13 protein-coding genes are annotated in these 13,757 nt (G+C 68.6%); 8 read left to right on the top strand and 5 right to left on the bottom strand.

Going from position 1 to position 13,757, the window contains the following annotated elements; translation table 11 throughout:
* Positions 1-18: 18 nt before the first annotated feature.
* The 4 genes from ABE424_RS09835 to ABE424_RS09820 all read right to left on the bottom strand — a co-directional run bounded on the left by ABE424_RS09835 (position 19) and on the right by ABE424_RS09820 (position 5,131).
* Positions 19-579, bottom strand: coding sequence for a TlpA disulfide reductase family protein (locus ABE424_RS09835; protein ID WP_346490699.1), 561 nt, complete (start codon positions 577-579; stop codon positions 19-21).
* A complete protein-coding gene (locus ABE424_RS09830) occupies positions 576-2,936 on the bottom strand; it encodes a protein-disulfide reductase DsbD (protein ID WP_346490700.1) in 2,361 nt (786 codons plus the stop codon). The genes ABE424_RS09835 and ABE424_RS09830 overlap by 4 nt, the downstream gene beginning before the upstream one ends.
* A complete protein-coding gene (gene cutA, locus ABE424_RS09825; RefSeq protein WP_176988038.1) occupies positions 2,936-3,274 on the bottom strand; it encodes a divalent-cation tolerance protein CutA in 339 nt (112 codons plus the stop codon). Before cutA ends, ABE424_RS09830 begins: the two co-directional genes overlap by 1 nt.
* 72 nt (positions 3,275-3,346) lie before the next feature.
* Entirely contained in the window at positions 3,347-5,131 is a 1,785-nt protein-coding gene (locus tag ABE424_RS09820) for an endonuclease (RefSeq protein WP_346490701.1), read from the bottom strand.
* A gap of 293 nt (positions 5,132-5,424) precedes the next feature.
* On the opposite strand from ABE424_RS09820, the gene ABE424_RS09815 reads away from it, so the two are divergent.
* Positions 5,425-5,712, top strand: a complete 288-nt coding sequence (locus tag ABE424_RS09815; protein ID WP_019183551.1) for a co-chaperone GroES — start codon at positions 5,425-5,427, stop codon at positions 5,710-5,712.
* 99 nt (positions 5,713-5,811) lie between these two features.
* The gene (gene groL, locus ABE424_RS09810) at positions 5,812-7,461 is read left to right on the top strand and encodes a chaperonin GroEL (protein WP_176988040.1); all 1,650 of its coding nucleotides are present in this window, start codon (positions 5,812-5,814) and stop codon (positions 7,459-7,461) included.
* Between the two features lie 106 nt (positions 7,462-7,567).
* Here groL and ABE424_RS09805 read toward each other — a convergent pair whose 3' ends face one another.
* Positions 7,568-8,491, bottom strand: a complete 924-nt coding sequence (locus ABE424_RS09805; RefSeq protein ID WP_346490702.1) for a pepsin/retropepsin-like aspartic protease family protein — start codon at positions 8,489-8,491, stop codon at positions 7,568-7,570.
* Positions 8,492-8,603: 112 nt separating this feature from the next.
* Here ABE424_RS09805 and ABE424_RS09800 point away from each other — a divergent pair, with 112 nt between their 5' ends.
* The 6 genes from ABE424_RS09800 to aroG all read left to right on the top strand — a co-directional run bounded on the left by ABE424_RS09800 (position 8,604) and on the right by aroG (position 13,704).
* On the top strand, positions 8,604-9,314 hold the full coding sequence (locus ABE424_RS09800) for a response regulator transcription factor (RefSeq protein WP_346490703.1): 711 nt from the start codon (positions 8,604-8,606) through the stop codon (positions 9,312-9,314).
* The gene (locus tag ABE424_RS09795; protein ID WP_346490704.1) at positions 9,311-10,672 is read left to right on the top strand and encodes a HAMP domain-containing sensor histidine kinase; all 1,362 of its coding nucleotides are present in this window, start codon (positions 9,311-9,313) and stop codon (positions 10,670-10,672) included. Before ABE424_RS09800 ends, ABE424_RS09795 begins: the two co-directional genes overlap by 4 nt.
* Before the next feature lie 91 nt (positions 10,673-10,763).
* Positions 10,764-11,258 (top strand): MarR family transcriptional regulator, encoded by a 495-nt coding sequence (locus ABE424_RS09790; RefSeq protein ID WP_346490705.1) that lies wholly within the window; start codon positions 10,764-10,766, stop codon positions 11,256-11,258.
* Positions 11,255-11,998, top strand: a complete 744-nt coding sequence (locus ABE424_RS09785; protein WP_346490706.1) for a DNA alkylation repair protein — start codon at positions 11,255-11,257, stop codon at positions 11,996-11,998. The genes ABE424_RS09790 and ABE424_RS09785 overlap by 4 nt, the downstream gene beginning before the upstream one ends.
* 14 nt (positions 11,999-12,012) lie before the next feature.
* On the top strand, positions 12,013-12,360 hold the full coding sequence (locus ABE424_RS09780; protein ID WP_346490707.1) for a DUF6616 family protein: 348 nt from the start codon (positions 12,013-12,015) through the stop codon (positions 12,358-12,360).
* A 270-nt stretch (positions 12,361-12,630) separates the two neighbouring features.
* Positions 12,631-13,704 (top strand): 3-deoxy-7-phosphoheptulonate synthase AroG, encoded by a 1,074-nt coding sequence (aroG, locus tag ABE424_RS09775; protein ID WP_176988046.1) that lies wholly within the window; start codon positions 12,631-12,633, stop codon positions 13,702-13,704.
* Positions 13,705-13,757 lie beyond the last annotated feature (53 nt).

Below are 13,757 nucleotides of genomic sequence, written 5' to 3'. Positions count from 1 at the left end.
ATCGTCCCCGCGCTGCCGTCAGTGCCTCGCCCAGGCCTCGATCTCACCGGCCGCGAACGGCCCCAGCTTCTGTTTCACGATCCGTCCCCGCGCATCGATCAGCACCGAGTACGGCAGCAGGCCCTGCGCGTTGCCCAGCCGCACGCTGGCATCGGTCGGCCCGGGCGTCTCGAGCAGGATCGGGTAGGTGACCGGAATGCGGGTCAGGAAGTCGCGCACGCCCTCGGGCGTATCCAGCGCCAGCCCGAGCACCTGCACCCCGCCGGTGCCCTGGCCGGCGGCAAACGCGGTCAGCGCGGGCATTTCTTCCACGCACGGGCCGCACCAGCTGGCCCAGACGTTGATCAGCAGCGGCCGCCCGCGGAAGCGGGCCAGATCCACCGGTTGGCCGTGGAGATCGGGCAGGATGATCGCCGGCAGCGGGTCGCCGGGCCGGGCCGGGGCCACCACCGGGCGCGGCGGTGGCGGGGCGGAGGCCGGACCGGTTTCCCGTCCCGGGAGCCACACGCCGGCGCCGATACCGAGCACGGCGGCGATCACGACCACCACGACCATCCGGCGTGGTGGCCGCGTCCTCATCGCGCGGTCCGCAGCAGGGCTTCTTCCACCAGCGCCTGGGTCAGCACGGTCGGCAGCACGGTCGGCGGTGCGCCGGGGCCGTAGACCACGTACAGCGGCACGCCGACGGCCTTGTGTTCATCCAGGAACGCGGTGATCTGCGGGTCGACATTGGTGTAGTCGCCCCGCATGTAGACCGCGTTGGTCCGGCGCAGGGTGTCGCGGAAGGCGTTGGTGCCGAGCACGGCGCGTTCGTTGGCCTTGCAGGTCACGCACCAGTCGGCGGTCATGTTGACGAACACCACGCGGTTGTCCTGGCGCAGGCGATCAAGCATCTGCGGCGAGTACTCGACCACGTTGTCGCTGGCCGGTTGTGCGGCCTTGGCCGGTGGATCCAGGCGGGTCACGCCCCAGATCGGATACAGCGCGGCGAGGATCAGCAGCGTGGCCAGGAGGCCGGCCACGCGCTGGCTGCGCCAGCGGCTGCGTTCGAACCACCACAGCGCCAGCGACAGGATCACCAGGCCGCCCAGCACCAGCGCCATCGCATCCACGCCGCGCTGCTTGCCCAGCACCCACAGCAGCCAGATCGCGGTGCCGTACATCGGGAAGGCCAGCACCAGCTTGAGGGTCTCCATCCACGCGCCCGGCCGCGGCAGGCGACGGGCCAGCGAGGGCACGAAGCCGATCAGCAGGAACGGCAGCGCCAGGCCCAGGCCGAGCGCCAGGAACACCAGCATCGCCTGCAGGCCCGGGGCGGCGAAGGCATACGCCAGCGCCGGGCCCATGAACGGGGCCACGCACGGGCTGGCGACCACGCAGGCGAGCACGCCGGTGAAGAAATCACCGACCGGGCCGCTGCGCGAGGCCAGCGACTGGCCGACACCGCCCATGCTGCCGCCGAGGGTGAACACGCCCGACAGGCTCAGGCCGACGGCGAACATCAGGTAGACCAGCGCGGCGATGAACCACGGGTGCTGCAGCTGGAAGCCCCAGCCTGCGGCCTGGCCAGCCGCACGCAGCGCGATCACCAGCGCGCCGATGGCGGCGAAGGCCACCAGCACGCCGGCGGTGTACCAGAGCGCATGGCTGCGCGCGCGCTGGCGGCTCTCGCCGCTCTGCGCCACGCCCAGCACCTTCAGCGACAGGATCGGCAGCACGCACGGCATCAGGTTGAGGATCAGGCCACCGGCCACGGCGAACAGCAGCAGCACCAGCAGGTTGCCCGGTGCGGCCGTCGGGGCGACCGGCGGCGGCGTGCGCTGCGCGTTGTCCGCGCTCGCATCGGGCGTGGCGGCGGTGTCGCCCGGCACGGCCAGGGCAGGTTCGTTCGGGCGGATCAGCATCGGCTGGCTGCCGGCGTCGCCGCGGGCCAGGGCACGCTTGTCACGCGTGGGCAGCGGTGCGATGACCTCGGTCTTCTGCGCGACCTCATCGGCCTTGGCGTTGGTCGTGCCTGCCGGCAGCGCCAGCTTTACCCGGCGCGTCATCGGCGGGTAGCAGATGCCGTCGGTCTGGCAGCCCTGGAAGGTGATCACCAGGGTGGCATCGGAGGCACCGGCGGTGCTGCGGCGCAGGGGCAGCGGCACGTCGACCTGGTCGAAATACACCGCCACATCGCCGAAGTGCTCATCGCGGTGGGATTGGGCGGCCGGCCACTTCGGCTTGTCCGCGCGGATGCCCGGGGCACCTTCCAGTGCCAGCGAGGTGCGGTCGCGATACAGGTAGTAACCCGGCGCGGGGGTGAAGCGCAGCAGCACGGTATTGCCATCGCCGACGATCGCATCGAAGCCGAACGCGCGCTCGGACGGCAGCGGCAACGCCTGGGTGTTGCTGGTGCCCGGCAGGCGCAGCCCGGTGCCGGTGTTGCCGGCCAGCGGGTTGTTGAACGGGGAGGCGGCAGCGCCGGCGGCGGCCGGCGTGGTGCTGGCCGCGGCGCTGCCGCCGGCCGGCAGCTTCACCTGCAGCGTGCGCTTCTGCGGCGGGTAGCACACGCCCGCATCGGCGCAGCCCTGGTAGCGCACTTCCAGCGTGACGGTGTCGGTGCCGTCGGCGGCCTTGCCCGGCAGCACGCCGGTCAGGCGTTCGCGGTAGGTCTCCACCTCGCCGAAGAAATCATCGTGGTGCTTCTTGCCGGCGGGCAGCTGCAGCGCCTCGGCATCGAAGCCGGCAGCGGCCTTCACCGTGGTGCGATGGCGATACAGGTAATAGCCCGGGGCGATCTTCCAGCTGATCTCCACCCGGTCGCGATCGCGCGCCTGTGCGGTGAGCCCGAAAGCCTCATCGACCGGGAGCAGGTCCTTTTCGCTGACTGCCCAGGCCGGCAGGGAGAGCACGAGCAACGCGCACAGCGCGGCAACACGACGAAACAGCGTCATCAATCACTTTCCTCACGGGTCTGGGCCCGAATCCAATCCAGGTACGCCGGCAGGCCGGCGCGGGTTTCGACCGCGATGCACTCGGGGAGTTCATACGGATGCAGGGCCTGCACGCGCGCGATCGCGGCCTCCAGGCGGCTGCCGGTGGTCTTGATCAGCAGTTGGACCTCATGGTCCTCGGTGACCTCGCCCTGCCAGCGGTAGGTCGAGTGCGCCCCGTCCAGGCGCGTGACGCAGGCGGCCAGGCGTTCGTCCACCAGCGCATGCGCCAGCCGCGTGGCGCAGGCCACGTCGGGGCAGGTGGTGAACAGCAGGAAGACGGGATCGGCGATCGACATGACCGCCGAGTATAGGACCGTGCGAGGCCAATGGTCCGACCGGCGCCGCGAGGGGGCGCCGGTCGGCCGGGCTCAGTTGGCCAGCTGGCAGGTCGCCGGCTGGGCCGAGGTGAACAGCGCCGGGGTGGCCCACTCCGGGTGGTCGATGAACGGATTGCGGTTGCCCTGGAAACTGAAGATGACCTCGTTGCGGGCGCGTTCTGCCGCGTCCGGTGGGTCGGACAGGTGCCAGTCGATCAGGGTCGAGAGCAGGCCCATGTAGGCCGGCGAGGCCGAGGTCTTGACGATCCGGCTGCGGTCGTCGGTCAGCTCCAGGTCCGGCTCGGACTGCCCGGTTTTGGCATCTTTACCGCCTTCATAACGGATCGCCATGTACATCACCGCACGCGCCATATCGCCCTTGCGGTGGCCCCACACTTCGAACGAGCCGCCATTGCCATCCGGCGTGCGCACCCAGTTGGACGTGCCGGGGTAGCCGCCGCTGCCGCCGCCGAACCCGTTGTTGGCTTCGGTCGCGCGTTCCCCGCAGTTGCTGTCGCATTTGGCAAAGGGCTTGTTGCCGCGGTCCGCATTCCACTGCGCATCGGTCAGATACAGCATGTGGGTGTCGGTATAGGGCGCGTAGGGCAGGCCCTTGTCGCCGGTGGTGCTGGCAAAGCCCAGCGAGTTCGGCCAGGTGTGCTCGCGGTTGTAGGTCAGCCCGCTGCCGGTGCCCGCACGGCCGCTGACCTTGGTGTAGCTGCGGTTGCGGTAGGCATCGAGGATGTTGCCGCTGTTGTTGGGATCTTCGTCGGCGATCTCCAGGATGGTCCAGGTGCTGGTGCCCGAGCCGCTGTATGGATAGGCGGTGTGGCCCTTGATGGTTTCGTGCAGCGAGCAGCGCAGCTGGCTGGGGGTGGAGGTGTTGACCCTGCCGTAGTACTCCCCGGGCGTGCCGGGATTGCCCGGATCGGGCGTGGTGGCGGTGGCCACGGTGAAGGCGATGCGCGTATCGGCGGCCGGGCGCGCGCCCTGGGCATCCTTCACGCGGGTGGCGCGGATGTCGAAGCGGCAGGCTTCACCCGCCACCAGCGCCGTGTTGGTGGCCAGGGTGAAGCGGGTGCCGGTGGTCGGGTGGCTCAGCGCCACGGTGCCGGACTGGCCGCAGCTCAGCGCGAAGGCGCCGCTGGACAGCGTGACCGGCTCACTGAAGGTGACGCTGAGGTCGGCGGCGGCGGGGAAGGTGCTGGCGCCCTGCTCGGGGGTGGTGGCGGTGACCGAGGGCGCCGTGTTCGGGCCGGTCGGGCCGCCGCCGCTGAAGGTCTGCCCGTGGTTGCAGCCGCCGAAGGTCTGCGCGGCCGAGGCGGTCCAGGTGAAATGCGCGTACTGGCTGCCGGCACCGGTCAGCTGCAGGGAGGTCCCCGGCGCGGTGCCGTTGGTCTCGCTGACCGGGATGTTCTGGCTGGTCAGGCCTGCGGCAGGCCCCCCGGCGGCGGTGATGGTGCCCTCGTAGCTGAGGAACTGGACCACCCTGCCACTGGCATCGACCAGGGCGATGCCGTCGTTGGGACCGTTCTGGATGCCGTTGGTCGGGTAGCTGACCGTGGCCAGCCGCGCGCTGCCGCAGCTGGCGGTGCCGGCCGGGACTGCGTTCTCGGCGTAGACCGCGGCGGCCGCAGGGTTGCTGCCGTTGTAGAGGTAGAGCCGGTAGCCGGACAGGTCTTCACCGGCCGTGGCGACCACCTCGATCGCCTCGCCGACGTCCCCGGCGGGGGTGCTGTCGTCGTAATGCAGTTCATTGATGAATACATCGGCCCGGGCCGGGCTGGTGGCCAGCGCCAGCAGGCAGGCCAGGGATAGCGGCGTCAGCAACCTCATCTACGGCTCCTTGTGATTGGTCAGTGCCGCTCGAATCTACGCAATCCAGATGACACATCGATTGGACTGTCGTGTTCGACCTTTCGCATTGAGAACTGCGTCAAACATTCACATCCAGGGGTGGTCCGGCAAAAAAATCCGACCGGCTGCCCTTGAAAGGGGAGGGGCCAGCACCATCTCTGCTCTGTCCCGCACCGTCGGGTTTTTTCGTGAGCGTGGCTGGCAGTCGCCCTGTGCGAGTGCTAACATCGCCAGACTTTCCTAGACCAATCAACAACTTAAAAGGGTCTCACATGAGCATCAAGCCGCTTCATGACCGCGTCGTAGTCAAGCCGATCGAAGCCGACGAAATCTCGTCCGGCGGCATCGTGATTCCGGATTCCGCCAAGGAAAAGTCGACCAAGGGTGAAGTCGTGGCCGTCGGCCCGGGCAAGCCCCTGGACAACGGCAGCGTGCGCGCGCCGTCGCTGAAGGTCGGTGACAAGGTCATCTACGGTCAGTACGCCGGCAGCAGCTACAAGTCCGAAGGCGTCGAGTTCAAGGTCCTGCGCGAAGACGACATCCTCGCCATCGTCGGCTGAGTGGGCGTCGCCGGGCCTGGCCTGGCGCTGCCGGATGTTGCTTCGTTCCGTCATTCATGACGCCGGGCATGGCCCGGCTCTACATAAAAGGTAATCGCAATGGCTGCCAAAGATATTCGTTTCGGTGAAGATGCCCGCGCCCGCATGGTGCGCGGCGTCAACGTTCTCGCCAATGCCGTCAAGGCCACCCTGGGCCCCAAAGGCCGCAACGTCGTGCTCGAAAAGAGCTTCGGCGCGCCGACCATCACCAAGGACGGCGTCTCCGTCGCCAAGGAAATCGAACTGGCTGACAAGTTCGAGAACATGGGCGCGCAGATGGTGAAGGAAGTCGCGTCGCGCACCAACGATGACGCCGGCGACGGCACCACCACCGCCACCGTGCTGGCCCAGGCCCTGATCCGCGAAGGCGCCAAGGCCGTCGCGGCCGGCATGAACCCGATGGACCTCAAGCGCGGTATCGACAAGGCCGTGATCGCCGCCGTCGCCGAGCTGAAGAACATCTCCAAGCCGACCGCTGACGACAAGGCGATCGCCCAGGTCGGCACGATCTCGGCCAACTCGGACGAGTCGATCGGCAACATCATCGCCGAAGCGATGCGCCGCGTGACCAAGGAAGGCGTCATCACCGTTGAAGAAGGCTCGGGCCTGGACAACGAGCTGGACGTCGTCGAAGGCATGCAGTTCGACCGTGGCTACCTGTCCCCGTACTTCATCAACAACCAGCAGTCGCAGACCGCTGACCTGGACGATCCGTACGTGCTGCTGCACGACAAGAAGATCTCCAACGTGCGCGACCTGCTGCCCGTGCTGGAAGGCGTCGCCAAGGCCGGCAAGCCGCTGCTGATCATCGCCGAAGACATCGAAGGCGAAGCGCTGGCGACCCTGGTGGTCAACACCATCCGTGGCATCGTGAAGGTCGTGGCCGTCAAGGCTCCGGGCTTCGGCGATCGTCGCAAGGCGATGCTGGAAGACATGGCCGTGCTGACCGGCGGCACCGTGATTTCCGAGGAAATCGGTCTGTCGCTGGAAAAGGCGACGATCAAGGACCTGGGCCGCGCCAAGAAGGTGCAGGTCTCCAAGGAAAACACCACGATCATCGATGGCGCCGGCGAGAAGGCCAACATCGAAGCGCGTGTCACCCAGATCAAGACCCAGATCGAAGACACCTCGTCGGATTACGACCGCGAGAAGCTGCAGGAACGCGTGGCCAAGCTGGCCGGCGGCGTTGCCGTGATCAAGGTCGGCGCCTCGACCGAAATCGAAATGAAGGAAAAGAAGGATCGCGTCGACGACGCCCTGCACGCTACCCGTGCAGCCGTTGAAGAAGGCGTGGTCCCGGGCGGCGGCGTTGCGCTGGTCCGTGCGGTCACCGCGCTGAGCGGCCTGAAGGGTGCCAACGAAGACCAGAACCACGGCATCCAGATCGCCCTGCGCGCGATGGAAGCCCCGCTGCGCGAAATCGTGGCCAACGCTGGCGAAGAGCCGTCCGTGATCGTCAACAAGGTCAAGGAAGGCACCGGCAGCTTCGGCTACAACGCGGCCACCGGCGAATTCGGCGACATGCTGGAATTCGGCATCCTGGACCCGACCAAGGTCACCCGTTCGGCGCTGCAGAACGCTGCCTCGATCGCTGGCCTGATGATCACCACCGAAGCCATGGTTGCCGACGCCCCGAAGAAGGATGACGGCGCTGGCGCAGCTGGCGGCGGCATGGGCGGCATGGGTGGCATGGGCGGCATGGACTTCTAAGTCCACCGCGCGGCAGCGGCCGATCCTCCGGGGCCGGCACGCTGCCAGCACCGTTGCTTACAGGAAAACCCCGCCGATCGGCGGGGTTTTTTCATGCGCGCGTTCCTCAGGGGGCAGCGCCGCGCAGGCAGACCCATTGCGCGCCACTGCCAACCTGCACCTGCGTATCGGCCATGGCATCGGCCCCCAGGATCAATGCCGGCCGTTCCTTCAATCCCAGCGAGGCGAACACCGGCAGTTCGCTGATCCGCACCTCCAGCGCGTGGTGCTGCCAACGGCCCATGCGCAGGCCCGGCAGCGTGGCCAGCCAGGTCTCCATCACGCGGTCGCCCAGCCCGCGGGTGCCCTTTTCGCGTACCCGCACGCGCGCATCGCTACCATCGGTGCGCAGGCCCAGCGCAGTGGCGGCGGCGCTGTTGAGCACGGTCTGCGCCGCGCCGGTGTCCACCAGCGCGACGGCCTCCACCGCCGGTGAGCCCAGCTGGACCGGGATGAAGCCGAACCGCTGCATGCTCGCATCGCGGACCGGTACGGCATTGGGTACGCACCCGGGGTCCGCCGGCATCTGCCCCGGTGGCTGCAGCAGCACGCGCTGGCCGGCGATATCGAAGGTTGTATCGAAGCGGTCGGTGACATCGTTGCCGAGAATGCCGTCGATGCGCCGGCCGTCCTTGCCCAACCGGCTCAGGTCGGTCTGCATGGCTGCGGCCTCGAACGACAGGGTGCCCACCTGCCAGCGGGTGCTGCGGGTGCGGCGCAGCACCGCACGGCTGTCGGTCGCGCCTTCCACCTCCACGCCTGCCGCAGCCGGGTCATCCAGCCCCAGTCGTCGCGCCGTGGCCTGGTCCATCACGGTGGCCCCGGCCGCACTGTCGATCACGAAGTGCAGCGGCTCCACGCGGTCACCCAACTGCACCGCGACGGTGGGATGACCGCCCTGCATCCACATCGGGATCTCGTGGGTGGCAGGCGCAGCGTGCGCGGGCAGGGGGGGCAGGCAGGCCAGGGCGAGCAGGGGCGTGATGCGCATGGGGCGGTCTCCGTTGGGGAAGGCCAGTGCAACCGGTGGCTGTATCGGCGTGATGTCGGCGCGGTACGCGTGCCGATACAGTCCCGATACAAACCCACGCCATAATCGGCCCATGCCTGCAGCAACCGACATCGTGGTGGTGGACGACGACGCCAGCATCCGCGACGCCATCGCCGACTGCCTGCGCCAGCACGGCTACCAGGTGCGGGTGGCGGCCGATGCGGCCATGCTGGATGCACTGCTGGCCCAGCAGCGCAGCGCCCTCATCGTGCTCGACTGGATGATGCCCGGCGAAGACGGCCTGTCGGTCTGCCGCCGCTTGCAGGCCAGCGGCATCCCGATCCTGATGCTCAGCGCGATGGGCAGCACCCCCGACCGGGTGATCGGGTTGGAGATGGGCGCCGATGACTACCTGGCCAAGCCATTCGACCCGCGCGAGCTGCTGGCCCGCGTGCGCGCGCTGTTGCGCCGCGCGCAAAAGGGGGAGACGGTCGCGCCGTCCACCACGCTGCATTTCGAGGGCTGGGAACTGCAGGTGGAGCAGCATCGCCTGCTTACGCCGGAGGCCAATGAGATCGCCCTCACCCGCGGCGAGTTCGCGCTGCTGCGCGTATTGGTCGAACGCGCCGGCCGCGTGCTCAGCCGCGAGCAGCTGCTGCGACTCACGCGGGGCGAGGACAGCGAACCGTTCGACCGTGCCATCGACCTGGCGGTCAGCCGCCTGCGCCGCAAGCTTGCCCAGGCGTCGGCGGGCGGCGACGCGTTGGTGCAGACCCTGCGCGGGGAGGGCTATCGCTTCGCAGTCCCGGTTGTCCGCCGATGAGCCGCCCCTGGCGCACCGCCACCTGGGTGGCGCTGCTGACCCTGGCCACGCTGCTGGTGGCACAGGGGGTCAGCTTCGCGGTGGTGTGGGCGTTGCCCAGCCCGGCCGCGCCGCAGATGAACCTGTACCAGGCGTTGCAGGTGATGACCGGCGAGCGTGCCGCCGCCGACCTGGGCCTGCGCCGCTGGCGGCAGGCGCAGCCGCCGGCGGGCAACGACAATGACTGGATGAGCAGCGTGGTGGCAGCCCGCCTGGATGTGCCGCGCGCGCGGGTACGCACAGTCTGGCAGCGCAGCACCGATCCCGCCGCCGTGCAGGTACAGGTGATCAAGCAGGGGCAGCTGCTGGCCAGCGGACCCGAGCAGCGTGCCACGGTGGAGGACGCATTGCTGTTGCCCGGCCTGCTGTGGCCGACGTTCGAACTGGCGGTGCAGCGCCCTGATGGCCAATGGACGGTGGTCGGCGCCGACTACAGCGCACTGCTGCAATGGCGGCGCCAGGTGCTGCTGGCCCTGTTGGCTGGCGCGCTGCTGCTGGCGCCGCTGGCGGCCTGGCTTGCACTGCGGGTGACCAGGCCACTGCGCCGTCTGGCCGATGCCAGCGCGGATCTCTCGCTGCAGTCCACCGCGCGCCTGCCTGTCGAGGGGCCGCGCGAAGTGCAGGTCATGGCCGAGGCGATGAACGCCGCGCGCGAACGCCTGCGTGATCAGGCGCATGAGGTGACCCGCATGCTGGCCGCCGTCGCCCACGACCTGCGTACGCCTCTTACCGGCCTGCGCCTGCGCGCCGACAGCGCACCGCCGGCCCAGGCCGAACGCATGGTGGCCGACATCGCACGCATGACCAGCATGATCGACCAGGTGCTGGACTATGCACGGGGCGAACTGCATGCCGCGCAGCACCATCCCACCCCGCTGCATCTGCTGCTGGAAGAGTGCGCCCAACATGCGCAGGCACGTGGCGCGGACGTGCGGCTCGCGCATGCCGACCCGGTCACCCTGGCCGTCGACGCGCTGCAGCTGCGGCGCGCGGTGGACAACCTCATCGACAACGCCCTCCGCTATGCCGGCACAGCCGAGGTGCGCCTCGACATGGGTGATGGCGTGATCCATCTCGAGGTGGCCGACCGCGGTCCCGGCATCGCCGACACCGACAAGGCGCGGGTGCTGCAGCCGTTCCAGCGCCACGAAGGTTCACGCAACCGCAGCACCGGCGGCATTGGCCTGGGCCTGGCCGTGGCGCAGGGCGCGGCACGCCAGCATGGCGGCGAGCTGCACCTGCTGGCGCGCGAGGGCGGTGGCCTGATCGCCCGCATCTGCCTGCCATCCATGCCCCCTGGCTGGCGTGCGCCTGCGTAGCCGGGGCCGACGGCGGACGCCGGCCGCCCGTATCCACGCCGCGCCTGAATCCGGCTATGATTAGGTGCCTAATCATCTGTCCGGAACACGCATGCTGGCCCTGAAGCACCAGGCATTCCTGGCCGAAATGCAACGCCGTGGCCAAGCGCAGCCGGACGGGCTGGCACAGTGCTTTCAGCTGCTTTCACTGGCCGCCGCGATTGACCAGGACTGCGCGCAGCGGCTGGCCCCGTTGGGGCTGAGCGAAGGTCGATTTGTTCTGCTCTTCCTGCTGCAAGGCGCCGAGGCGCCGTTGTCGCCGCATCAGCTCGCCGAGCGCGCCGGGGTCACCCGTGCCACCGTCAGCGGCCTGCTGGATGGGCTGGAGCGCGACGGGTTGCTGGAGCGGCATGTGGATCCAGGCGACAAGCGCCGCATCAACGTGCGCCTGACCACGGCCGGCGAGGCCTTGGCACTCTCACTCTTCGACCACCACACCCAGTGGATACGCGACCTGTTCGCCGACCTCGATCAAGCAGAGCGCACCCTGCTCAGCGGCATGCTGTGCCGCATCTGGGCGCGCACCGATGCGGGAAGGGCGGCATGAAGAAGCAGGCGCTCTCACGCGAACGCCGCGGCCAGCTCGATGGGGGCGAGGCCGAAGCGACCCATCTGGCCGAAGTGCTGGCAGTGGACTTCGCCAGGCTCATGGCCAATATCGCGCCCGGCCTGCCAGCCTCGGCGATCACCCCGATGCGCAACGCAGCCAAGCGCGGCATCACCCTGCGCATGCAGGGCGCGGCCACTCTGCTGCGCGTGCATGGTCACGGCGACCACGCGCACTGGGCGCGGCATGCCAGTGACACAGTGCGTGGCTGGGCCTGCTATCTGATCGGCAGCGATCCCGCCTTGTCTCTGGAGCGCAAGCTGGATGCGCTGCGCCCGCTGGCCGACGACGCGCACTTTGGTGTGCGTGAGTGGGCGTGGCTGGCCGTGCGACCGCATATCGTCTCCGAACCGCTGCGCGTGCTGACGCACCTGCACGGCTGGAGCACCGACCCCTCGCCCAACGTACGCCGCTTCGCCTGCGAAGCGCTGCGTCCGCGGGGTGTCTGGGCAGCCCACATCACGCTGTTCAAGCAGGAACCACACCACGCCCTGCCGCTGCTGCAGGCACTGCGCTGCGACGCTTCGCGCTACGTGCAGGACTCGGTGGGCAACTGGCTCAACGACGCCGGCAAGACCCAGCCGGACTGGGTCCGCGCGCTGTGCGGCGAATGGCAGCAACAGCACGCCGACGATCCGGCCAACACCTACATCCGCAAGCGCGCGCTGCGCTCGCTCTGACCTCAAGGAATGCCATGTCGCACATGTTGATCGAGCTGTACACCGCCACCCCTGCCTGGACCGCACTGGATCCGGTATCGCGCGGTGCGTTCTTCGCCCGCATCGGGGCCGGCATGCAGCACGTGGACCCGGCCCGGATCACGCCGGTGGCGATGGGCCGCATCGAACAGGACGTGCCGCACACCACGGCCGAGCAGTTCTATGCAGTGTGGAAGTGCGCCGAGCGGCTGGATGCCGATGCCCTGCTGGCGGCAATCGGCGCCACCGGCTGGCATGAGTATTTCACCACCACCCATGCGCTGGGTGCCGCGGGAACCCTGCAGCAGCACCTGGCCGAGCTGGCGGCACTGCCGCGCGGGTGATCGGGCAGTGGGACGGATGACGGCTGAACGCGCATCGCAGTTGCGAATGAAACAGTTGGCACCTCCAAACCCCTGTGTTATCAATACTCCCCAATGAACGCACGCCCTGCCAACGCTTACTTTTGGTATTACTTTCCGAAGCCACCGGCGGAGGAAGGCATGCGCTCACCCTGAAGAAACCTTCAGACGCATTCCCGAAAGCCGCCAGCGCATCTGGCGGCTTTTTTGTTGCCGCTGCGCTGGGGACCCCCACTTCCAAGGAGTTACCCCATGCCCCCCCATACCGACGACCTGCGCATCCGCAAGATCGAACCGTTGACCCCGCCGGCACAGCTGCTGGCGATGCTGCCCTGCGACGATGAAGCCTCCGATACGGTCAGCGCCTCGCGCGCGGCCCTGCACGAGATCCTGCACGGCCGCGATGACCGCTTGGCCGTGGTGATCGGCCCGTGCTCGATCCATGACCCGGTGGCCGCCATCGAATACGCTCAGCGCCTCAAGCCGCTGCGCGATGCCTACGCCGACGAGCTGGAAATCGTCATGCGCGTGTACTTCGAGAAGCCCCGCACCACGGTCGGCTGGAAGGGCCTGATCAACGATCCGGACCTGGACGGCAGCTTCAACATCAACAAGGGCCTGCGCGTGGCGCGCGGTCTGCTGCGCGACATCAACAAGCTCGGCCTGCCGGCCGGCGTTGAATTCCTCGACGTGATCTCGCCGCAGTACATCGCCGACCTGGTCGCCTGGGGCGCGATCGGCGCGCGGACCACCGAAAGCCAGGTGCATCGCGAACTTGCCTCGGGGCTGTCCTGCCCGGTAGGGTTCAAGAACGGCACCGACGGCAACATCAAGATCGCTGCCGATGCGATTGGTGCGGCCTCCAATCCGCATCACTTCCTGTCGGTGACCAAGGAGGGCGGCACCGCCATCGTCGCCACCGCCGGCAACCCGGATTGCCACGTGATCCTGCGCGGCGGCAAGACCCCGAACTACGATGCCGACCACGTTGAAGCGACCAGCCAGACCCTGGCCAGGTCGCACCTGGCCGCGCGCATCATGATCGATGCCAGCCACGCCAACAGCAGCAAGAATCCGGAGAACCAGCCGAAGGTCATCGCGGACATCAACGCCCAGCTGGCCAATGGCGAAGAGCGCATCGTCGGTGTCATGGTGGAGAGCCATCTGGTGGCCGGCCGGCAGGACCTGGTCGACGGCCAGCCGCTGACCTACGGCCAGAGCATCACCGATGGCTGCATCGGCTGGGACAGCTCGCTGGCGGTGCTGGAAAGCCTGGCCGAAGCGGTGCGTGCGCGGCGGGCGGTGCGGATCAGCGAAGCGGCATAAGCGGGCGTTGATCCGGGGGTAGAGCCACCCCATGGGTGGCTACGCGCAGTACC

The organism is Stenotrophomonas sp. TWI1149 (assembly GCF_039673155.1).
GTDB classification, from domain to species: domain Bacteria; phylum Pseudomonadota; class Gammaproteobacteria; order Xanthomonadales; family Xanthomonadaceae; genus Stenotrophomonas; species Stenotrophomonas maltophilia_AA.
This window is presented reverse-complemented; position numbering and strand designations above follow the sequence as displayed.

Bases quoted from the DNA above. Each gene is read 5' to 3' on its own strand.
- cutA (WP_176988038.1), bottom strand. From the start codon at position 3,274: ATGTCGATCGCCGATCCCGTCTTCCTGCTGTTCACCACCTGCCCCGAC.
- ABE424_RS09800 (WP_346490703.1), top strand. From the start codon at position 8,604: ATGCCTGCAGCAACCGACATCGTGGTGGTGGACGACGACGCCAGCATC.
- ABE424_RS09820 (WP_346490701.1), bottom strand. From the start codon at position 5,131: ATGAGGTTGCTGACGCCGCTATCCCTGGCCTGCCTGCTGGCGCTGGCC.
- ABE424_RS09785 (WP_346490706.1), top strand. From the start codon at position 11,255: ATGAAGAAGCAGGCGCTCTCACGCGAACGCCGCGGCCAGCTCGATGGG.
- aroG (WP_176988046.1), top strand. From the start codon at position 12,631: ATGCCCCCCCATACCGACGACCTGCGCATCCGCAAGATCGAACCGTTG.
- ABE424_RS09780 (WP_346490707.1), top strand. From the start codon at position 12,013: ATGTCGCACATGTTGATCGAGCTGTACACCGCCACCCCTGCCTGGACC.
- ABE424_RS09815 (WP_019183551.1), top strand. From the start codon at position 5,425: ATGAGCATCAAGCCGCTTCATGACCGCGTCGTAGTCAAGCCGATCGAA.
- ABE424_RS09795 (WP_346490704.1), top strand. From the start codon at position 9,311: ATGAGCCGCCCCTGGCGCACCGCCACCTGGGTGGCGCTGCTGACCCTG.
- ABE424_RS09805 (WP_346490702.1), bottom strand. From the start codon at position 8,491: ATGCGCATCACGCCCCTGCTCGCCCTGGCCTGCCTGCCCCCCCTGCCC.
- ABE424_RS09835 (WP_346490699.1), bottom strand. From the start codon at position 579: ATGAGGACGCGGCCACCACGCCGGATGGTCGTGGTGGTCGTGATCGCC.
- groL (WP_176988040.1), top strand. From the start codon at position 5,812: ATGGCTGCCAAAGATATTCGTTTCGGTGAAGATGCCCGCGCCCGCATG.
- ABE424_RS09790 (WP_346490705.1), top strand. From the start codon at position 10,764: ATGCTGGCCCTGAAGCACCAGGCATTCCTGGCCGAAATGCAACGCCGT.
- ABE424_RS09830 (WP_346490700.1), bottom strand. From the start codon at position 2,936: ATGACGCTGTTTCGTCGTGTTGCCGCGCTGTGCGCGTTGCTCGTGCTC.